This window comes from Isoptericola dokdonensis DS-3, assembly GCF_001636295.1.
GTDB lineage: Bacteria > Actinomycetota > Actinomycetes > Actinomycetales > Cellulomonadaceae > Isoptericola > Isoptericola dokdonensis.
Window position 1 is genome coordinate 1,644,886 of sequence record NZ_CP014209.1, and the last position, 21,246, is coordinate 1,666,131.

The window sequence follows — 21,246 nt, forward strand, 5'->3', positions numbered from 1 at the left end:
TGAGGTCAGCGTCGTGACGGCGGCCCCGCGACCGTCCCCGAGAACGCCGCACGCCCGGCCGAGGAACCCGGCCGGGCGTGGGGACGTCGACGGCGCGGGGGCCGTCAGCTGCGGGAGGTCACTCCCACTCGATGGTGCCCGGCGGCTTGCTCGTCACGTCGAGGACGACGCGGTTGACTTCGGAGACCTCGTTGGTGATCCGGGTCGAGATGATCGACAGCACGTCGTAGGGCAGGCGCGTCCAGTCGGCCGTCATGGCGTCCTCCGACGACACGGGGCGCAGCACGATCGGGTGGCCGTAGGTGCGGCCGTCACCCTGGACGCCCACGGAGCGGACGTCGGCGAGCAGCACGACGGGGCACTGCCAGATCTCCTCGTCCAGCCCGGCCCGGGTCAGCTCCTCGCGGGCGATGGCGTCGGCCTGGCGCAGGATGTCCAGCCGCTCGGCCGTGACCTCGCCGACGATGCGGATGCCGAGGCCGGGACCGGGGAACGGCTGCCGGGCGACGATCGGCTCCGGCACGCCGAGCTCGCGACCCACCGCTCGGACCTCGTCCTTGAACAGCGTGCGCAGCGGCTCGACCAGCGAGAACTGGAGGTCGTCGGGCAGGCCGCCCACGTTGTGGTGGCTCTTGATGTTGGCCGCGCCCTCGCCGCCGCCGGACTCCACGACGTCCGGGTACAGGGTGCCCTGGACGAGGAACTTGACCTCCTCGCCGTGCTCGCCGGCGTCGGCGACGACGTCGCGCGCGGCGTCCTCGAAGACGCGGATGAACTCGCGGCCGATGATCTTGCGCTTGGTCTCGGGGTCGGAGTGCCCGGCGAGCGCGTCGAGGAACCGCTTGCGCTCGTCCCGCACGACGAGGTTCACGCCGGTGGCCGCGACGAAGTCGCGCTCGACCTGCTCCACCTCGCCCTCGCGCAGCAGACCGTGGTCGACGAACACGCAGGTGAGCTGGTCCCCGACCGCCCGCTGCACGAGCGCTGCGGCGACCGACGAGTCGACGCCGCCGGACAGCCCGCAGACCACCCGGGCGTCACCGACCTGCGCGCGGATCGCCGCGACCTGGTCGGCGATGACGTTGCCCGGCGTCCAGTCCGGCGCCAGCCCGGCGCCCTCGTACAGGAAGTGCTCCAGCACGGTCTGCCCGTGCGCGGAGTGCTTGACCTCCGGGTGCCACTGCACGCCGTAGAGGCGACGGCCGCCGTCCTCGAACGCCGCGACGGGCGAGCCGGGCGAGGTGGCGAGCACCTCGAAGCCCGCGGGCGCCTCGTGCACGGCGTCGCCGTGGCTCATCCACGTGGTCTGGTGCTCCGGGGTGCCGGCGAGCAGCACGCCGGCGGAGCACACCTCGACCTCGGTGCCGCCGTACTCGCGCGCTCCCGTCTGGGCGACCTTGCCGCCGAGCGCCGCGGCCATCGCCTGGAACCCGTAGCAGATGCCGAGCACGGGCACGCCGGCCTCGAACAGCGCCGGGTCGACGAACGGCGCGCCGGTGGCGTACACCGAGGACGGCCCTCCGGACAGGATGATCGCGGCCGGGTCCTTGGCCAGCATCTGCTCCGTGGTGAACGTGTGCGGCACGATCTCGGAGTAGACGTTCGCCTCGCGCACGCGACGCGCGATGAGCTGGGCGTACTGGGCGCCGAAGTCGACGACCAGCACGGGCCGGGGCGTGGGATCGGGGGTGGTGGCGGGAGACGTCACCGCCCCAGGATAGTCGCCCGCCCGCGCGGCACGGTCACCCCTCGAGGTCACCCCTCGAGGCGGTCCCGCAGCGCGCGCGCCGCCCGCTCGGGGTCGGCCGCCTGCGTGACGGCCCGCACGACGACGACCCGGGTCGCCCCCGCGTCGAGCACGGCGTCGAGCCGCTCGCCGTCGATGCCGCCGATCGCGAACCAGGGCGTCGTCGGGCCGCTCGCGGCGACGTCGCGCAGCAGGTCGAGGCCGACGGCGGCGCGGCCGGGCTTGGTGGGGGTCGCCCAGAGCGGGCCGACGCAGAAGTAGTCGGTGCCGGGGTCGGCCGCCGCGGCGGCGGCCTGGGCGGCCGAGTGCGTGGAGCGTCCCAGCACCGGACCGGGGCCGAGCAGCGACCGCACGGCCGCCGTCGGCAGGTCGCCCTGGCCCATGTGCACCACCGGCGCGCCGGTGAGGGAGGCAATGTCCGCCCGGTCGTTGACCGCCCACAGGGCGCCGTGCTCGGCGGCCACCCGGGCCACGAGCTCCTGCAGCTCCAGCTCGCGGGCGACGTCGAGGGTCTTGTCGCGCAGCTGCACGACGTCGACCCCGCCGGAGAGCACCGCGTGCAGGAAGTCCTCCAGGTCTCCACGCTCCTCACGGGCGTCGGTGCACAGGTAGAGGCGGGCGGCGGCCAGGCGGGTGCGGGCGTCGACGGTCACGGTTCGCGAGCCTAGCCGCCGACGTCGGCGCAGGTCGTCGCCGCTCGGCGGGGGCCGGTAGGGTGGTCCGAGCACGGGAGCCCTGCGCAGGGCTGAGAGGGCGCGGCGGCGCCGACCGTCGAACCTGATCTGGGTCATGCCAGCGAAGGGAGCACACCATGCAACGCGACCTCGTCGTGGTCGGGGGCGGGATCATCGGTCTCGCCGTGGCCTGGCGCGCCCTGGTGGCGGGCCTCACCGTCACCGTGCTCGACCCCGACCCGGGGGACGGCGCCACGCACGCCGCCGCCGGGATGCTGGCCCCCGCCACGGAGGCCGAGTTCGCCGAGAGCGACGCCCTGCACCTGCACCTCGCCGGCGCCGCGCACTGGCTGCGGTTCGCCGCCGAGCTCGAGGCGACCACCGGCCTCGGCGTGGGGCTGCGCGAGTCCGGCACCCTCACCATCGCGTACGACGCCGCCGACGCCGCCCTGCTGCGCCGCATCGTCGAGCTCCACGAGCGCCACCGCGTCACCTCGCACGAGCTCACCGTCACCGAGGCCCGCCGCCACGAGCCGCTGCTCGGCCAGCGCATCGCCGCCGCGGCCTGGGTGCCCGGCGACCACGCCGTCGACCCGCAGGCCACGCAGCGCGCGCTGCGCGCCGCCGTCGAGCAGCATCCCGCCGGGACGCTCGTCCACCGGGCCGCCGTGCGGCTGGAGCAGGGCGGCGACGGGCGGGTCACCGGCGTGGTCGACGACGACGGGACCCTCCACCGGGCGGGGACCACCCTCGTCGCCGCGGGCTGGGCGTCCGCCCCGCTGCTCGCCGGCGTCGACGGCGTCACCGTGCCCGTGCGGCCCGTCAAGGGGCAGACCCTGCGCCTCCAGACCGACCCGGCCCTGGCCCCGAGCCACGTCGTCCGCGGGCTCGTGCAGGGACGCCCCGTCTACGTCGTCGCCCGCGACGCCGCGACCGGCGGACCGTGGGCCGGCCACAGCGAGCTCGTCGTCGGCGCCACCACCCGCGAGCACCCTGACGACCGCCGCGCCGACGCCGGCGGGGTGTACGCGCTGCTGCGGGACGCCCGCGCACTGCTGCCCGCGATCGACGAGGCGGCGCTCGTCGCCGTGACGCCGCGGGCCCGCCCCGCCACGCCGGACAACCTCCCGATCATCGGCCCCACGGCCGTCCCCGGCCTGCACCTGGCCACCGGGCACCACCGCAACGGCGTGCTGCTGGCACCGCTGACGGCCGACGTCGTGGTCGCCCGGATCACGGGGACGTGGTTCGACGTCGGCCGCACCGCCGCCGACCCGCCCGCGACGCTGGCCGCGCTGCGCGCCTGCGACCCCCGCCGCTTCACGCCCGGCACCGACCCCCGCCCCGACGGAGCCCAGCCATGACCGCACCCCCCACCGCGCTCGTCAACGGCGCCCCCTACGACCTCGGTGCGGGTGGCGCGGTCCCCGTGGCGGACGTCGTCGCGCACCTGCTGCCCGGACATGTCGTGGACGGCGCTCCTCGCGGGGTCGCCGTCGCCATCGACGACGTCGTGGTGCCGCGCGGCGTGTGGGACCGGACGTCGGTGCGCGCCGGGGACCGGGTCGAGATCGTGACCGCCGTGCAGGGCGGCTGAGAGAGGGAACCATGACCACCACCGACACCACGACCGACCCGCTGGTCGTCGCCGGGACGGAGATCGGCTCCCGGCTCGTCATGGGCACCGGAGGCGCCGCGAACCTGCTGCTGCTCCAGGACGCGCTCGTCGCGTCGGGCACCGGCCTGACGACGGTCGCGCTGCGCCGCGTCGCGGCGGCCACGACGCCGGAGGCCGCCCGCGACGCCGGGATCTGGGGCCTGCTGGAGCGCCTCGGCATCCGCGCCCTGCCCAACACGGCAGGCTGCTTCTCCGTGCGCGAGGCCGTGCTCACCGCGCAGCTCGCCCGGGAGGCGTGCGGCACGAGCTGGGTGAAGCTCGAGGTGATCGCCGACGACGTCACCCTGCTGCCCGACCCCCTCGGGCTCGTCGAGGCGGCCGACATGCTCGTGCGCGACGGGTTCGTCGTCCTGCCGTACACCAACGACGACCCGATCCTCGCCCGACGGCTCGAGGACGTCGGCTGCGCGGCGGTCATGCCGCTCGGCGCACCCATCGGGTCCGGCCTCGGCATCCTCAACCCGCGCAACATCGAGGCGATCACCCACGCCGCGCGGGTTCCCGTCATCCTCGACGCCGGGATCGGCACGGCGTCCGACGCCGCGCTGGCGATGGAGCTGGGGTGCGACGGCGTGCTGCTGGCCACGGCGGTCACGCGCGCCGAAGACCCGGCCCGGATGGCCCACGCCATGCGGCTCGCGGTCGAGTCCGGGCGGCTCGCCGCCGGCGCCGGTCGCATCCCGCGCCGCGAGGGGGCGCTCGCCAGCTCGACGCCCGAGGGGCGGCTCGACCTGGCGCTCTGACCGGGCGCTACCCGAGCGCGGGCAGGCCCCCGACGACGGAGCGGGCGTCGACCCCGGCCGCGCGCGCGACGGCGGCCACCCGTGCCGACCGGGCGCCCACCGCGCACACCAGCACGACGGGACGGTCGGTCGGGAGCTCCGCGAGCGCCGCACGGGCGGTGGCGTCGGGGGCGTCGGCGGAGCGGCCGAGGAACGTGCCGCTGGGCACCAGCCGCGCCCCGGGCAGGGGGCGCACCTGCGCCTCCCACTCCTCGCGCACGTCGACGAGCAGCGCGGGCGGATCGGCGGCGAGCAGGGCGGGGACCTCGACGCCGCGGACCTCCGGGTCGGACGTCGGCGCGCCGGCCCCCGGCGTCGTCGCTGCGGATGCCGCGGGGGCGAGCCCGCAGAACGCGGCGTACGCGTCGTCGCCGGGCAGCAGCGCGGTGACGGGCTCGCGCGTCGGGTCGGGCAGCACGGTGAGCTCGCGCCATTCGGGGCCCAGCGCGTCGTGGACGGCGAGCCGCCCGAGCAGGGTGCGGCCGACGCCGGTGATCAGCTTGACGGCCTCGACGGCCATCGCGGAACCGATGGTGCCGCACATCGCGCCCAGCACTCCCCCGGTGGCGCAGTCGGGCACGGTGCCGGGAGGCGGCGGGACGGGGAACACGTCGCGGTAGGTGACGCCGCGCCGGGTCTCGGTGCCGTGCGCGTCGTCGGCGACCAGGTGGCGCGGCGCGCCCCAGAACACGGCGACCTGACCGTCGAACCGGTCGATCGACCCCCACACGACGGGCAGACCCAGCACCTCGGCGGCGTCGGACACGAGGTAGCGGGTCGGGAAGTTGTCGGCCCCGTCGAGGACGACGTCGTAGCCGCGCAGGACGTCGAGCACGTTGCCCGGGCCGAGACGCACCGGGTGCTCGACGACCGTCACGTGCGGGTTGACCTCGGCGACCGTCTCCCGGGCGGAGGCCACCTTCGCCCGGCCGACGTCCGACTGCCCGTGCGCGACCTGGCGCTGCAGGTTGGTGACGTCCACGACGTCGTCGTCCACGACGCCGAGCGTGCCGACGCCCGCCGCGGCGAGGTAGAGCAGCGCCGGGCTGCCGAGGCCGCCCGCTCCGACGACGAGCACCCGCGCGGCGGCGAGGCGCCGCTGCCCCTCCGGCCCCAGACCGGGCAGCGCGAGGTGGCGGGCGTACCGCGCGACCTCGGCGTCGCTCAGGGCGGGCACCGGCTCGACGAGCGGCGCGAGCCGGTCGGCGTCGCCGCTGACACCGGAGTCGGGCCGCAGCGCCGTCATGCGCCGTACCGGTCGGCCAGCGCCGTCAGCTTCACCTCGGCCTCGGCGTGGATCTTCTTCTCCAGCACGAACGACATCACCGGCACGACGCCCGCGAACACCATGGAGGCGAGACGGCCGTAGCCCCAGCGCATCTTCGCCCACAGGTCCAGCACGGTGATGAGGTACAGCACGTAGATCCACCCGTGCGCGAACGGGATCCACGACAGGTACGCCATCACGCCGTCCACGTCGACGAACGCCCCCACCACGTACTTGACGATCATCTCGCCGCAGAACACCAGCAGCGTCACACCCGTGATCAGCGCCATCACGCGGTAGCGGGACAGCGCACCGCGGGCCTTGCGGATCGCGGTCGCGGCCTGCTCGGTGGAGACGGTCGGGGCGGAGGGCTGCTCGGTGCTCACGCACTCCAGGATAGGCGGCGAAAATGCGGTGATCGGTGTCAGGTGCGCCACCTAGGGTCGACCCCGTGCGCCCCCTCCCCCTGCCCGACCTCGGCACGCCGCCCCTGACCTCCGCCCCCGCCTGCTGCTGTGGCAGGCGGGGCGCCAACGTGGCGTCGTCGCCCTCGCCGCGCTCGCGGGCACCGTGTCGATGCTCGCGTCGGCCGCGTCGCCGCTGCTGCTCGGGCAGGCCGTCGACGCCGGGCTCGCGGCCGGGTTCGGTCCGCAGCTGTGGGTGTGGTGCGGGTGGATGCTCGTCGCCGCCGCCACGATCGTCGTCTCCGGGTACTTCTCCCACACGTTCGACGTGGAGAGCTGGCTGCGCGCCACCTTCGCCCTCACCGAGCTCGTCGGCGACAAGGCGACCCGTGCCGGGCACGCCGTCACCCGCAAGCTCCCCACCGGGGAGGTCGTCGCGGCCGTCGCGAACGACGCGCTGCGCGTCGGCGACGTGTTCGCGATGTCCGGGCGGTTCGTCGGCGGGGTCGTCGCCTACGCCGCGGCGACCGGCGTCCTGCTCTCCCAGGACCTGCGCCTCGGGCTCGTCGTCGCGCTCGGCATCCCCGTCGTCGCCGCGGCCCTCGCCCTGCTCGTCAAGCCGCTGCAGGCCCGCCAGCAGGCCAGCCGGGAGGCCACCGGCCGGCTCACCTCCCTCGGCGCCGACACCGTCTCGGGGCTGCGCATCCTGCGCGGCATCGGCGGGGAGGACGTCTTCACCGCGCGGTACGCCGCGCAGTCGCAGGAGGTGCGCCGCCGCGGCGTGCGCGTCGCCGTCGTGCAGTCCGTCCTCGACGGGCTCCAGGTGCTGCTGCCCGGGCTGCTCGTCGCGCTCGTGCTGTGGATCGGCGCACGCGCCGTCGTCACCGGCGACCTCACCCCCGGCGAGCTCGTCACCTTCTACGGGTACGCCGCGTTCCTGTCGTGGCCGGTACAGATGGCCACCCAGATGCTCCAGATGACCACCAACGCGCTCGTGTCCGCCCGCAAGCTCCTCGGCGTCCTCCAGGTCACCGAGGCGACCCCGCAGGCCGCCGCGCCCGCCGCGGCGCCGCCCGCCGGCAGCGACCTCGTCGACCGCGCCAGCGGGCTCGTGCTGCGGCCCGGACGCGTCGTCGGCCTCGTCTGCGCCGACCCCGACGTCTCCGCCGCGCTCGCCACCCGGCTCGGCCGGATCGACGACGACGTCGAGGCGCCCCACCACGTCACCCTCGGCGGGGTGCGCCTCGCCGACCTCGACAAGGCAGCGCTGCGCGAACGCGTCGTCGTCGCCGAGGCCACGCCCCACCTGTTCTCCGGCGTCCTCGCCGACACGCTCGACGCCCGCGGCCGCGCCGCCCGCGACGACCTCCTCGCCGCGCTGCTCACCGCCGACGCCCAGGACGTCCTCGACTCCGTGCCCGGCGGCCTCGACGGCGAGATCCCCGAGAAGGGCCGGTCGCTGTCCGGCGGGCAGCGGCAGCGCGTCGCACTCGCCCGCGCCCTGCTCACCGACGCCGAGATCCTCGTCCTCGTCGAACCCACCAGCGCCGTCGACGCGCACACCGAGGCCCGCATCGCCGAACGCGTCGCCGCCGCCCGGCACGGCCGCACCACCCTCGTCGTCACCGCCAGCCCGCTCGTCCTCGACCACGTCGACGACGTCGCCCTGCTGTCCGACGACGGGCACGTCGTGGCCACCGCCACCCACGCCGACCTGCTCACCCGGACCGACGCCGTCGCCGCCGCCTACCGCGCCGTCGTCGGCCGGAGCCTCGACGACCCCGTCGCCGCGGGCCGGCCCGAGGCCTCCGCCGACACCGCCGACACCCTCGAAGGAGCCGCGCGATGAGCGCCACCGCGCCGCCCCCGTCGTCCGACCCCCGCCGCCTGCCCGTCGCGGACAGCGCCGAGGTCCGCCGCACCGTCGCCCGCCTGTTCCACCGCCACCGTGGCAGCCTCGGCGGCGTCGCCGTGCTGCACACGCTCGCGGCCCTCGCCGGCCTCACCGGGCCGTTCCTGCTCGGCCGCATCATCGACGAGACCACCGCCGGGACCACCCTCGCGCGGGTCGACACCCTCGCCCTCGTGCTGCTGGCCGCCGTCGTCGTGCAGGCCGTCGTCACGCGATTCGCCCAGCGACTGTCCATGGTGTTCGGCGAGCGCGTCTTCGCCGAGCTGCGCGAGGAGTTCATGGCGACCGCCACCCGCTTGCCGCTGTCCACCGTGGAGAAGGCCGGCACCGGGGACCTCGTCGCCCGCACCACCAACGACGTCAACAAGCTCGCGCACGCCGTCCGGTTCGGCGTGCCCCGCGTCCTGGTGTGCGTCGTCACGCTCACCCTGACCCTCGTCGCGTCGTTCCTCGCCGACCCCCTGGTCGCTCTCGCCCTGCTCGTCGGCGTGCCGATCATCGTGTTCACCCTGCGCTGGTACCTGCGCCGTGCCACCCCCGGCTATCTGCGGGTGTCCTCCGCGTTCGCGACCCTCAACGGGACCGTCACCGAGGCCGTCGAGGGCGCGCGCACCACCGAGGCCCTGTGGCTCGGCGCCGGGCTGCGCCGCCGGCTGCGCGGCGACCTCGCCGAGACCTTCACCGCCGAGTCCCACACGCTGCGCCTGCGTCAGCGCCTCATCCCGGGGCTGGACACCGCCGTCGCGATCGCCCCCATCGCCGTCGTCCTCTGGGGCGCGTGGCTGGCGTCGCAGGGCCTGACCACGGTCGGCACCGTCGCCACCCTCGCGGTGTACGCGCACCAGATGGGCGGGCCCGTCTTCGACCTCGTGTTCTGGCTCGACGAGCTCCAGGTCGCCGCCGTCGCGCTCGCCCGCGTGGTCGGTGTCGGGCTCGTCGCCCCCGACCGCGAGGTCTCCGGCGCCGTCCCGGCGTCGGAGGAGGTGCGGGCCGCCGCCGTGCGGTACGCGTACACGCCCGGGCGGGACGTCCTGCACGGCGTCGACCTCGACCTGCGCCCCGGCGAACGTCTCGCCGTCGTCGGGCCGTCGGGAGCGGGCAAGTCCACCCTCGGACGCATGCTCGCCGGCATCCACCCGCCCACCGGAGGCACCGTGACCGTCGGCGGCGTGCCGCTCGTCGACCTGCCGCTGGAGGACCTGCGCGGCCACGTCGCCCTCGTCACCCAGGAGCACCACGTGTTCGTCGGGACGCTGGCGGAGAACCTGCGGCTCGCCGACACCGGCGCGACCGACGACGCCCTGTGGGACGCGCTCGGCGCCGTCGACGCCCGCGGCTGGGTGCGTGCCCTGCCCGACGGGCTCGCCACCGAGGTCGGCTCCGGAGGCCACCCGCTCACCCCGGCGCAGGCCCAGCAGGTCGCCCTCGCCCGGCTCGTCCTGCTCGACCCGCACACCCTCGTGCTCGACGAGGCGACCTCGCTGCTCGACCCCCGCGCCGCCCGGCACCTCGAGCAGTCCCTCAACGCCGTCCTGGCCGGACGGACCGTCGTGGCGATCGCCCACCGGCTGCACACCGCGCACGACGCCGACCGCGTGGCCGTCGTCGACGGCGGCCGCATCACCGAGATCGGTTCGCACGACGACCTCGTCGCCGCCGGCGGGGACTACGCCCGCCTCTGGCACTCCTGGCAGGCCGACTGACCCTCCCCTCCCCCGCGAGATCGACCCTCCGGGATCGAGATCGACGCTCGGTGCGTCGATCTCGGTCCGGGAGGGTCGATCTCACCGACGGCCGTCCACAGGTTTGCCCGCGGCGCACCACCGCGGCCGCGCAGCTGGCACGCTGACGCCCATGACGGACGACTCCACCGGTCCCCGACGCCGCGACACCGTCCGCCCCGGCGACCGTCGCGGGCTCACGCCGGCGGCCGTCCCGCCCGCCGTGCGGTTCGACGAGCGACGCCGCCCCGAGCTGCGGCGCCGTCGCCGCGACGGCAGCCTCGAGCGGCTCCGCAAGGGCGTCTACCTCGCCCCGGTCGCCGGCGACGGCGGGGTGGCCCGCCGTCGGCAGGACGAGCTGTTGCGTCGCGTCCGAGCCGTCGAGAGCAGGCTCGACGTCGACCACTGGTTCTCCCACACCACCGCCGCGGTGCTGCACGGCTGCTGGACGTGGCGGCTGTCCGCCGTCGTGCACCTCACCCAGCTCCGCCCGCCCAACCAGTCACAGGTCCGCGAACGCGACCTCCACCGTCACTGGACGACGCTCCCGCCGCGCGACCGGACCGACGTCGGCGGCATCCCCGTGACGACGCTGGAGCGGACCGTCGTGGGCTGCGCACGTCTGGTGCCCCCGGGCCAGGCGCTCGTCGTCGCCGACTCGGCGGTGCGTGGTGGCGCGGACGTCGAGCTGATCGCCGACATCCTCGACGAGTCCGCCGGGAAGCGGGGCGTCGTGCGGGCCCGCACGGTGCTCGACCTGGTGGACCCCCGGTCGGAGTCGCCGGGCGAGTCGGTGCTGCGGTGGACCCTGCACGACGAGGGCCTCCCCCGGCCTGAGGTCGGCCTGGCCGTGGACACCCGGCTCGGGACCTTCTGGCTGGATCTCGCCTGGCCGGAGCAGAGGGTCGCGGTCGAGTTCGACGGGTTGGTCAAGTACTCGGGCGGCGACTACGGGGACCCGTCGGCGCGGGTGGTGGCGGAGAAGGCTCGTCAGGACGCGCTGGAGGAGGCCGGGTGGGTCGTCATCCGGGTCGTCTGGTCCGACCTCGCCGAGGGTGCCGCGCTGGCGGAGCGGATCCGCCTCGCACTCCGACGCCGCCACCGGTGACGAGATCGACCCTCCCGGATCGAGATCGACGCACGGTACGTCGATCTCGATCCGGGAGGGTCGATCTCGCGGCGACGAAAGGTCGCAGACGTCAGGACGGCAGGCCGGCGATGCCCCGGCCGACGGGGTCGTCGGTGCGGTCGTCGCGGCGACGGGTCTCCCGACGCCCCCCGGCCATCTCGTCGCGGACGAGGCGGACCCACAGGGAGAACGCGAAGAGGCCGAACACCCACCACTGGAGGGCGTAGAAGAAGTTCTGCAGGTTCACGTCGGTGCCGCCCTCCAGCACGGGCCGCGGCAGGGGTGCGGGTCCGCCGTCGGCGACGCCCGGCTGGGCGGGGTCGGAGTCCGTGAGCACGACGTAGCCGGTGTAGACGGGGCCGTCCCAGAGGTTGGCAAGCTGCGACGACGCGATGTCCTGCACGAGCGGCGGCCCGCCGGGGTTGGCGGGCAGGTCGCCGGTGCGCAGGGTCGACTCCGACGCCTGGAGCCAGCCGGAGACGCGCACCTCGCCGTCGGGGACGTCGAGCGCGGCGGCGTCGGGCTTCGGGGAATCGACCCAGCCGCGCACGACGGGCAGCACGGGCGCCCCGGAGAGCGTCGCCCAGGACTCGCCGCCGGTGCCGTCCTCGCTGACGCGCAGCGGGGTGAGGACGAGGTAGCCCTCGACCCCGTCGAGGGACCGGCCGGCGACGAGCACCTGGTCGTCAGGCTCGTAGGTGCCCTCGACCCACGTCTGGCGACCGACGAGCTCGCCGGGGAACGACGTCTGGGGCACCAGGAGGTCGCCGAGCGCGGCGGGTCCGGCGGCGGCGGCCTCGGCGGCCTCCTGCTGGGCGGCGAGGGTGGCGCGCTCGTAGGCGCGGTCGATCTGCCAGACGCCGAGGCGCCCGCACACGAGGGCGGCGAGCAGCAGGAGCAGCAGGATCGCCAGCATGCGCGGCTGGCGGGCCACCGACCAGAAGGTTCGGCGCACGGGTGGGGCGTCGGGCACGGGTCCACGGTATCGGGGCCGTGGCACCGCTCCGGCATCCGGTGACGCAGGTCACCGGCCCGGACGGCGGCCCGGTCCGCACGTGCCCGCCGCTCGCGCTGCGGTCCGGTGCCGCCTGGGGTGGAATGAGAGCGATCGCAAGAATCAGTGCAGCCCAGGGAGTGTGTGATGACCTCGAGCACCACGTCCACCGGCACCGACTGGCGCGCCACCGGCGTCGCCGAGCTGTCGGACACCGACGTCGAGCGCCTCGACCAGTGGTGGCGTGCCGCGAACTACCTGTCGATCGGGCAGATCTACCTGCTCGACAACCCGCTCCTGCGCGAGGAGCTGACCCGCGACCACGTGAAGCCCCGGCTGCTCGGCCACTGGGGCACCACGCCGGGCCTGAACTTCCTCTACGCGCACCTCAACCGGGCGATCCGGGAGCGGGAGCAGTCGACGATCTACGTGGCCGGTCCGGGGCACGGCGGTCCGGGCCTGGTGGCGAACACCTACCTGGAGGGCACCTACTCGGAGATCTACTCCGACGTCACGCAGGACGACGAGGGTCTGCGCCGGCTGTTCCGGCAGTTCTCGTTCCCCGGCGGCATCCCGAGCCACGTGGCCCCGGAGACCCCGGGCTCGATCCACGAGGGCGGCGAGCTGGGGTACGCGCTGAGCCACGCGTACGGCGCGGCGTTCGACAACCCGGACCTCCTGGTCGCGGCGGTCGTGGGTGACGGCGAGGCGGAGACGGGTCCGCTGGCGACGAGCTGGCACTCGAACAAGTTCGTCAACGCCCGCACGGACGGCGTCGTGCTGCCGATCCTGCACCTCAACGGGTACAAGATCGCGAACCCGACGGTGCTGGCCCGCATCAGCGACGACGAGCTGCGCGACCTGATGATCGGCTACGGGCACACGCCGTACTTCTTCGTGGGCGGGTTCGACGGCGAGGACCACGCGGCGGTGCACCGCCGGTTCGCGCAGCTGCTGGACGAGGTGCTGGACCACATCGCCCGCATCAAGGCGGACGCCGCGGCGGGGAACGACGAGCGGCCGGCCTGGCCGATGATCGTCTTCCGCACCCCCAAGGGGTGGACGTGCCCGCCCGAGATCGACGGGCACAAGACGGAGGACTCGTGGCGCGCGCACCAGGTGCCGCTGGCGAGCGCGCGGGACACCCCGGAGCACCTGGAGGTGCTGCGGAGCTGGCTGGAGTCGTACCGGCCGCACGAGCTGTTCGACGACACCGGTGCGCTGCACGCCGACATCGCCGCGCAGGCACCGACCGGCACGCTGCGCATGAGCGACAACCCGCACGCCAACGGCGGGCTGCTGCTCAAGGACCTGCGCCTGCCGGACTTCCGCGAGTACGCGGTGGACGTGCCGGCGCCGGGCGGCACGGTCGCGGAGGCGACCCGCGTGCTGGGCCAGTGGCTCACCGACGTGGTGCGACGCAACCCGGACAACTTCCGGATCTTCGGGCCGGACGAGACGGCGTCGAACCGTCTCCAGGCCGTCTACGAGGTGACGGACAAGCAGTGGAACGCGGACTTCTACGGGCCCGACGTCGACGAGCACCTGGCTCGTGCGGGGCGGGTCATGGAGATGCTGAGCGAGCACCAGTGCCAGGGCTGGCTGGAGGGCTACCTGCTCACCGGGCGGCATGGCCTGTTCACCAGCTACGAGGCGTTCATCCACATCGTCGACTCGATGTTCAACCAGCACGCCAAGTGGCTGAAGGTCACCAACCACATCCCGTGGCGGCGGCCGGTGGCGAGCCTCAACTACCTGCTGTCCAGCCACGTGTGGCGGCAGGACCACAACGGGTTCAGCCACCAGGACCCGGGGTTCATCGACCACGTGGTGAACAAGAAGGCCGAGATCGTGCGGGTGTACCTGCCGCCGGACGCCAACACCCTGCTGTCCACCTACGACCACTGCCTGCGCAGCCGCCAGTACGTGAACGTCGTGGTGGCGGGCAAGCAGCCGGCGCCCCAGTTCCTGTCGATGGACGAGGCGATCGCGCACTGCACGCGGGGCCTGGGCATCTGGGAGTGGGCGGGCACGGAGGTGCCGGGCGAGGACCCGGACGTCGTGCTGGGGTGCGCCGGCGACGTGCCGACGCTGGAGGTGCTGGCCGCGGCCGACATCCTGCGCCGCGAGCTGCCGGACCTCAAGGTGCGGGTGGTGAACGTCGTGGACCTCATGCGGCTGCAGGACGAGCACGAGCACCCGCACGGGATGTCGGACAAGGACTTCGACGGCCTCTTCACGTCGGACCGACCGGTGATCTTCAACTACCACGGCTACCCGTGGCTGATCCACCGGCTGACGTACCGCCGTCGGAACCACTCGAACATCCACGTGCGGGGGTACAAGGAGGAGGGCACGACGACGACGCCGTTCGACATGGCGATGCTCAACGACGTCGACCGCTACCACCTGGTCCTCGACGTGATCGACCGGGTGCCGGGTCTGGGGTCGAAGGTCGCGGGGTTCAGGCAGCGGATGGTGGACGCGCGGCTGGCCGCCCGCCAGTACACCCGCGAGCACGGGGAGGACGTCCCCGAGGTGCGCGACTGGGTGTGGCCGGACGCCGGCGACACGGCGACGGGACAGGGTGGCCCGCAGTACGACGCCGCGGCGACCACGGGCGGCGACAACGAGTGACGGCCCGCGCTGACGTCGCAGGTGCGCGGGCACCTGCGACGTCAGCACCCTCGTGACCGTTCTCACCGCGTCGGACGTCGGCGTGGCGCGGCACGATGGGGTGCAATGGGTGCACCGACCCAGGGCGATCAGGACAGGTGGCCAGTGAGCACACGCAGCATCTACATCGCGTCTCCCGAGGGGGACACCGGCAAGTCGACCGTGGCGCTGGGCGTCCTGGAGCTGCTGGTCCGCCAGGTGCAGCGGGTCGGGGTGTTCCGGGCGGTCTCGCGGGTGCCGGACCGGCCGTCCGCGGCGGGCGGCCAGGTGCGCGACCACGTCCTGGAGACGATGCTCGCCCACGACGGCGTCGACCTCACGTACGCGGAGACGGTCGGCGTGACGTACGACGAGGTGCACGCGGACCCGGAGGCCGCGCTGGCGCGGATCGTGGACCGGTACCACGCGGTCGCCGCGAAGTGCGACGCCGTGGTCGTCCTCGGCACGGACTACACGGACGTGTCCGGCGCGACCGAGCTGGCGTTCAACGCGCGCGTCGCGGCGAACCTCGACTCCCCCGTCCTGCTCGTCGTGTCGGGCCGTGACCGTGACCTGGAGGACGTGACGACGCTCGCGCGGCTCTCCCTGGCGGAGCTGCGGGCGAACCACGCGCAGCCGATCGCTGTCGTCGTCAACCGGGCGGAGGGCGCGGTGGCCGACGCGGACCGCGCGACCCGCGCCCGGCTCTCGGGCGAGGACCTGCCGACCTGGGTGATCCCGGAGGAACCGTTCCTCACGGCGCCGACGATCGCGCAGCTCACCGAGGCCGTGGACGGCACGCTGCTGCTCGGCGACAAGGACCTCATGGCGCGCGAGGCGCTGGACGTGATCGTGGGCGCGATGACGTTCGAGAACCTGCTGGGCCGGCTGGCCGACGGCACGGTCGTCATCACGCCGGGCGACCGTACGGACGTGCTCCTGGGGATGCTGGCGGTGCAGGCGGCGCCCCGGTTCCCGTCGTTGGCGGGCGTCATCCTCACCGGCGGCTACCGGCCGACGGGTCGCTCCGGCCAGCTCGCGGCGGCGCTGCAGCCGAACGTCCCGATCGTCCTCACCGAGCGGGACACGTACGAGGTGGCGCGGGCGGCGAGCCGCACCCGGGGCGCGATGACGGCGACGGCGCAGCGCAAGCACGACGTGGCGCGCGCGATGTTCGAGCAGCGGGTGGACGGCGACGAGCTGCTGGCCCGGCTCGCGGTCGAGCGGACGCCGGTGGTGACGCCGCTGATGTTCGAGCACGAGCTGATGGAGCGGGCGCGCGCGGACCGTCGCACCGTGGTGCTGCCCGAGGGCGACGACGACCGGATCCTGCGCGCGGCCTCCACGGTGCTGGCCCGCGGGATCGCGGACCTGGTGATCCTGGGCGACGAGACGGTGATCCGTGCCCGCGCCACGGCGCTCGGCCTGGACGTCTCCGCCGCCCGGGTGCTGTCGCCGCACGACGCCGAGCACGTGGAGCGGTTCGCCGCCGAGTACGCGCGGCTGCGCGCGCACAAGGGCATGACGGTGGAGCGGGCGCGGGAGATCGTCACCGACGTGTCGTACTTCGGCACGATGATGGTCCACCTCGGCCTCGCCGACGGCATGGTCTCGGGGGCGGCGCACACGACGGCCCACACCATCCGGCCGTCGTTCGAGATCATCAAGACCCGCCCCGGGGTCTCGGTCGTGTCGTCGGTGTTCCTCATGTGCCTGCCCGACCGGGTGCTGGCGTACGGCGACTGCGCGGTCAACCCCGACCCGACGGCGGAGCAGCTCGCCGACATCGCGGCGTCCTCCGCGCAGACGGCCGCGCAGTTCGGCGTCGAGCCGCGCGTCGCGATGCTCTCCTACTCGACCGGCACCTCCGGCTCCGGCGCCGACGTGGACAAGGTGCGCACCGCCACGGAGCTGGTCCGCGAGCGCCACCCCGAGCTGAACGTGGAGGGCCCGATCCAGTACGACGCGGCCGTCGACGCGTCGGTCGCGGCGTCGAAGCTGCCGGAGTCGTCGGTGGCGGGCCGGGCGAGCGTCTTCGTGTTCCCCGACCTCAACACGGGCAACAACACGTACAAGGCCGTGCAGCGGTCGGCGGGCGCGGTCGCGATCGGGCCGGTGCTCCAGGGCCTCAACAAGCCGGTCAACGACCTGTCCCGCGGGGCGCTGGTCGCCGACATCGTCAACACCGTCGCCATCACCGCGATCCAGGCGCAGGGCGCCACGAACGGAGAGTCCGCATGAGCATCGTCCCGGAGGCCGAGCGGCCCAACCCGTACAGCGCGTACGGCGCGCACGGGTCGGTGCTGGTGCTGAACTCGGGGTCGTCGTCGCTGAAGTACCAGCTGGTGAACCCGGTGGGCGGGGAGGCGATCGCGGCGGGCACGGTGGAGCGGATCGGCGAGCCGTCGGGCATCGTCACGCACACCTTCGCCGGCAACCGGACGCGCCGCGAGCTGGAGGTGCCCGACCACGGCGAGGCGCTGCGGCTCGCGCTGGGGATGTTCGACGAGATCGGCCCGCGCCTGGCGGACGCCGGGATCTACGCGGTCGGGCACCGGGTGGTGCACGGCGGGGCGGAGTTCTCGGGGCCGGTCGTGGTGGACGACGCCATCATCGACCGCATCGAGGCCCTCGTCCCCCTGGCGCCGCTGCACAACCCCGCGAACGTCCAGGGCATCCGGGTGGCCCGCGAGCTGCTGGGCGACGTGCCGCACGTCGCGGTGTTCGACACGGCGTTCTTCCAGGGCCTGCCGCCGGCGGCGTACACGTACGCGATCGACCGCGAGGTGGCCACCGAGCACGGGGTGCGCCGGTACGGGTTCCACGGCACGAGCCACCAGTACGTGGCGGGCAAGGTGGCGCGCGTGCTGGGCCGGCGGGTGCAGGACCTCAACACGATCGTGCTGCACCTGGGCAACGGGGCGTCGGCGTCGGCCGTCAGGGGCGGGGTGCCGGTCGACACGTCGATGGGTCTGACGCCGCTGGAGGGGCTCGTCATGGGCACGCGGTCGGGGGACGTGGACCCCGGGGTGCTCTTCCACCTGGCGCGCAACGCGGGGCTCGGCGTCGACGAGCTGGACACGCTGCTCAACAAGCGCTCCGGGGTGCTGGGGCTGTCCGGGGTCAACGACTTCCGCGAGCTGCGCTCCCTCATCGACGCCGGCGACGAGGACGCGCAGCTGGCGTTCGACGTGTACATCCACCGGCTGCGCAAGTACGTCGGCGCGTACGCGGCGCTGCTGGGCCGGGTGGACGTCATCGCGTTCACCGCGGGCGTCGGGGAGAACGACGTCGACGTGCGTGCCGCCGTGTGCGCGGACCTGGAGGGTCTGGGCATCGCCGTCGACCCGGAGCGCAACGCGCAGCGGGGTGGTGAGCGGATCGTCTCCCCCGACTGGGCGCAGACCCTGGTCATGGTGATCCCGACGATGGAGGAGCTGGCGATCGCCCGGCAGTGCGTGGAGGCCGTGGACCACCTCGAGCCGCCGCGGGCGGTCACCGCCGGCTGAGGGGCGTCCGGGTCCGGACGAGCCAGTCGACGACGAGCTCGACGACGACGTCGGGCGGGAGCGCCGTGTCCACGGCGAGCCCGTCCTCGTCGGCCGCGAGAGGTTCGAGCGTGGCGAGCTGGGACGGCAGGAGCGACGGCGGCACGAGGTGGCCGGCGCGGCCGCCGATCCGGTCGTGGATCAGGTCGGGGTTGCCGGTGAGGTGCACGAACCGGACCGGGCCGGCCTCCCGCAGCCGGTCGCGGTCGGCGCGGCGGAGCGCGGGGCAGGCGACGACGACGGAGCGCCCGACGGCGGTGGCGGCGGCGAGGTGCTGTCCGAGCGCGTCCGGCCGGGGCCGCGCGCGGGGGTCGCCGCCGGCGAACCCGATGCCGAGGCGGCCGACGAGGAGCTCGGCGATGGTCGACTTCCCCGCTCCGGCGACGCCCATCACGACGAGGTGACCGACCAGGAGCGGACGGGCGACGCCGCGGTGCGGCGGGCCGAACGCCGTGGTGGCGAAACCGGCTTCCATGGGCAACTCCTCGTCGTGGGAGCGCGACCACACCGCGCGCAGCACGAGCGTGACGCATTGATAGCACCTTCCGCAAGGAAGGTGCTATCAATGAATCGAGTCACGTCCCGGTACTTCACCCCGCCTCAGACGACGGCGAACACCGCACCGGCGATCGCGAAGCCCATCACGCCGATCGCCGTCTCCATGACGGTCCACGTGCGCAGCGTCGTCTTGACGTCCATGTCGAAGAACCGGCCGACCAGCCAGAAGCCCGAGTCGTTGACGTGGCTGAGCACCACGGACCCGGCGGCGACCGCGACCACGATCGCGGCGGTCTCCAGCGAGCCGAACCCGCCGGCCGCGACGGCCGGGGCGATGAGCCCTGCTGCGGTGGTGAGCGCGACCGTGGCGGAGCCCTGCGCCACGCGCAGCACGGCGGCGATGACGAAGCCCGCGACGATGACGGGCAGGCCGAGATCGCTCAGCGCCTCGGCGAGGGCGTCACCGATCCCGGAGGAGCGCAGGACGCCGCCGAACATGCCGCCCGCACCGGTGATGAGGATGACGGAGCAGACGGGACCGAGCGCGCCGTCGAGGGTCTTCTCCAGCGCGGTCTTCTCGACGCCGCGACGACGTCCCAGCACCCAGGCCGCGACCAGGACGGAGATCAGCAGCGCGACCGGCGTGGAGCCGATGAGCCCGGCCCAGGCGACCAGCGTCGAGTCGCCGTCGACCCAGCCCGCGGACGCGGCGGCCGCGAGCCCGGTGTTGGCGAAGATGAGCACGAGCGGCAGCAGGAGGATGCCGACGACGGTCCCGAAGCGGGGCGGGTTCGCCTCCTGCACCTCGTCGGCGCGCCCGAGGATCTCCGGCACGGGGAGCTCGATGCGGCGGCCCGTCACCCGACCGAACAGGTAGGCGGTGACGTACCAGGTGGGGATCGCGACGACGAGCCCGAGCAGCAGCACCATGCCGACGTTCGCCCCGAGGAACTCCGACGCCGCGACGGGGCCGGGGTGCGGCGGCACGTAGATGTGCATGACGGAGAACGCACCGGCGACGGGCAGGCCGTAGAGCAGCAGCGACCCGCCCAGGCGGCGCGCCACCGAGAACATGATCGGCAGCATGACCACGAGGCCGGCGTCGAAGAAGATCGGGAACCCGAAGATCAGGGACGCGACGCCGAGCGCGAGGGGCGCACGCTTCTCCCCGAAGCTGTCGATGAGCACGTCGGTCATCACCTGGGCGCCGCCGCTCGTCTCGATCAGACGACCCAGCATCGCGCCGAGGCCGACCAGCAGCGCCACCGACGCGAGCGTCGAGCCGAACCCGTCGAGCAGCACGTCGACGATCCCGCCGGCGGGCAGGCCCGTCGCGATCGCCGTGAGGAGGCTGACGAGCACGAGCGCGAGGAACGCGTGCAGGCGGAGCTTGATGATGAGGACGAGCAGCAGCGCGACGGCTGCGGCGGCGATGCCCAGCAGCGGGCCGGCCGTGAGGGTCTGGGTCCAGTCGTCGGTCATGGGGACCTTCCGGTGCGTCGTTGCGGTCAGGTGGTCGGGGTACGGACGGTCAGGTTCGGTCGAGCCAGGCGAGGACGGTCTCGACGATCTCGTCCGGCGTGGCGGTGACGTCGACGACGACGCCGTCCTCGTCGTCGGCGAGCGGCTCGAGGTCGGCGAGCTGGGACGGCAGCAGCGTGGGCGGCATGAAGTGCCCGCTGCGCTCACCGATGCGGCCGGCGAGCAGCTCGGCGCTGCCGTCGAGGTGGACGAACCGCACGGTGCCGTGGGCGGAGCGCAGCACGTCCCGGTAGGTGCGCTTGAGCGCGGAGCAGGTGACGACGGCGGCGTGGCCGGCGTCCGCCTCGCTGCTCAGCCAGTCCCGGATCGCCGCGAGCCACGGCGCACGGTCGGCGTCGGTGAGCGGGGTGCCGGCGGACATCTTGGCGATGTTGGCGGCGGGGTGGAACTCGTCGGCCTCGGCGAGCACGAGGTCGAGGCGGGCGGCGAGGCGACCGGCGACGGTGGTCTTGCCGGAGCCTGCGACACCCATGACGACGAGGTGCTCGGCGCTGCGGTGGCCGCTGTCGTCCTGGTGCCCGGCGGGCGCGGGGCGGGTGACGTCGGTGTCCATGTGGGTCGACTTCCTTGTCCTGGGCTGTCCGGCGACGGCGCCGTGCCGTCGATCGTCTCACGAGGATGGACCATTGATAGCACCTTTGGCAAAAATGATGCTACCAATCGTGCGGAGCACCGGCGCGCACTAGGCTCGGCGC

Annotated in this window: 17 protein-coding genes and 1 riboswitch; of the genes, 9 read left to right on the forward strand and 8 right to left on the reverse strand. The window is 74.2% G+C overall.

The window, feature by feature from the left end:
• Positions 1–118: 118 nt before the first annotated feature.
• The gene (gene guaA, locus I598_RS07660) at positions 119–1,708 is read right to left on the reverse strand and encodes a glutamine-hydrolyzing GMP synthase (protein ID WP_068202451.1); all 1,590 of its coding nucleotides are present in this window, start codon (positions 1,706–1,708) and stop codon (positions 119–121) included.
• Positions 1,709–1,755: 47 nt separating this feature from the next.
• The gene (gene thiE / locus I598_RS07665) at positions 1,756–2,400 is read right to left on the reverse strand and encodes a thiamine phosphate synthase (RefSeq protein WP_068202452.1); all 645 of its coding nucleotides are present in this window, start codon (positions 2,398–2,400) and stop codon (positions 1,756–1,758) included.
• Positions 2,401–2,463: 63 nt separating this feature from the next.
• Positions 2,464–2,568, forward strand: a riboswitch (TPP riboswitch).
• Between thiE and thiO the strand changes: the two genes are divergently transcribed.
• From thiO to I598_RS07680, 3 genes are all read left to right on the forward strand, one after another.
• Positions 2,559–3,785, forward strand: coding sequence for a glycine oxidase ThiO (gene thiO / locus I598_RS07670; RefSeq protein ID WP_068202453.1), 1,227 nt, complete (start codon positions 2,559–2,561; stop codon positions 3,783–3,785). It overlaps the preceding riboswitch by 10 nt.
• Positions 3,782–4,018 carry a sulfur carrier protein ThiS gene (gene thiS / locus I598_RS07675; protein WP_068202454.1) on the forward strand — a complete coding sequence of 79 codons (237 nt, stop codon included), beginning with the start codon at positions 3,782–3,784 and terminating at the stop codon, positions 4,016–4,018. The genes thiO and thiS overlap by 4 nt, the downstream gene beginning before the upstream one ends.
• A gap of 11 nt (positions 4,019–4,029) precedes the next feature.
• Entirely contained in the window at positions 4,030–4,842 is an 813-nt protein-coding gene (locus I598_RS07680; RefSeq protein WP_068202455.1) for a thiazole synthase, read from the forward strand.
• Positions 4,843–4,849: 7 nt separating this feature from the next.
• On the opposite strand, the gene I598_RS07685 is transcribed toward I598_RS07680, so the two are convergent.
• Entirely contained in the window at positions 4,850–6,127 is a 1,278-nt protein-coding gene (locus I598_RS07685; RefSeq protein WP_068202456.1) for a ThiF family adenylyltransferase, read from the reverse strand.
• Positions 6,124–6,534 (reverse strand): DUF3817 domain-containing protein, encoded by a 411-nt coding sequence (locus I598_RS07690; RefSeq protein WP_068202457.1) that lies wholly within the window; start codon positions 6,532–6,534, stop codon positions 6,124–6,126. The genes I598_RS07685 and I598_RS07690 overlap by 4 nt, the downstream gene beginning before the upstream one ends.
• A gap of 190 nt (positions 6,535–6,724) precedes the next feature.
• Here I598_RS07690 and I598_RS07695 point away from each other — a divergent pair, with 190 nt between their 5' ends.
• From I598_RS07695 to I598_RS07705, 3 genes are all read left to right on the forward strand, one after another.
• On the forward strand, positions 6,725–8,401 hold the full coding sequence (locus I598_RS07695) for an ABC transporter transmembrane domain-containing protein (protein WP_335583279.1): 1,677 nt from the start codon (positions 6,725–6,727) through the stop codon (positions 8,399–8,401).
• Complete coding sequence (locus I598_RS07700) at positions 8,398–10,167, forward strand: ABC transporter ATP-binding protein (RefSeq protein ID WP_068202458.1); 1,770 nt, start codon at positions 8,398–8,400, stop codon at positions 10,165–10,167. The genes I598_RS07695 and I598_RS07700 overlap by 4 nt, the downstream gene beginning before the upstream one ends.
• A 151-nt stretch (positions 10,168–10,318) precedes the next feature.
• On the forward strand, positions 10,319–11,293 hold the full coding sequence (locus I598_RS07705; protein ID WP_068202459.1) for a hypothetical protein: 975 nt from the start codon (positions 10,319–10,321) through the stop codon (positions 11,291–11,293).
• A gap of 91 nt (positions 11,294–11,384) precedes the next feature.
• Here I598_RS07705 and I598_RS07710 read toward each other — a convergent pair whose 3' ends face one another.
• Complete coding sequence (locus I598_RS07710; RefSeq protein ID WP_068202460.1) at positions 11,385–12,287, reverse strand: SURF1 family protein; 903 nt, start codon at positions 12,285–12,287, stop codon at positions 11,385–11,387.
• A gap of 168 nt (positions 12,288–12,455) precedes the next feature.
• Between I598_RS07710 and I598_RS07715 the strand changes: the two genes are divergently transcribed.
• The 3 genes from I598_RS07715 (at position 12,456) to I598_RS07725 (ending at position 18,472) form a co-directional block, all read left to right on the forward strand.
• Complete coding sequence (locus tag I598_RS07715) at positions 12,456–14,945, forward strand: phosphoketolase family protein (protein ID WP_068202461.1); 2,490 nt, start codon at positions 12,456–12,458, stop codon at positions 14,943–14,945.
• Between the two features lie 105 nt (positions 14,946–15,050).
• Positions 15,051–17,204, forward strand: a complete 2,154-nt coding sequence (gene pta, locus I598_RS07720; RefSeq protein ID WP_068202462.1) for a phosphate acetyltransferase — start codon at positions 15,051–15,053, stop codon at positions 17,202–17,204.
• Entirely contained in the window at positions 17,201–18,472 is a 1,272-nt protein-coding gene (locus I598_RS07725; protein ID WP_068202463.1) for an acetate/propionate family kinase, read from the forward strand. Before pta ends, I598_RS07725 begins: the two co-directional genes overlap by 4 nt.
• Here the strand turns inward: I598_RS07725 and I598_RS07730 are convergent.
• From I598_RS07730 to I598_RS07740, 3 genes are all read right to left on the reverse strand, one after another.
• Positions 18,459–18,986: a gluconokinase gene (locus I598_RS07730; protein ID WP_068205122.1), complete on the reverse strand. Its 528-nt coding sequence runs from the start codon at positions 18,984–18,986 to the stop codon at positions 18,459–18,461. The genes I598_RS07725 and I598_RS07730 overlap by 14 nt on opposite strands.
• 125 nt (positions 18,987–19,111) lie before the next feature.
• Positions 19,112–20,491, reverse strand: a complete 1,380-nt coding sequence (locus I598_RS07735) for a GntP family permease (protein WP_068202464.1) — start codon at positions 20,489–20,491, stop codon at positions 19,112–19,114.
• 49 nt (positions 20,492–20,540) lie between these two features.
• Positions 20,541–21,104, reverse strand: a complete 564-nt coding sequence (locus I598_RS07740) for a gluconokinase (RefSeq protein WP_083973044.1) — start codon at positions 21,102–21,104, stop codon at positions 20,541–20,543.
• Positions 21,105–21,246 lie beyond the last annotated feature (142 nt).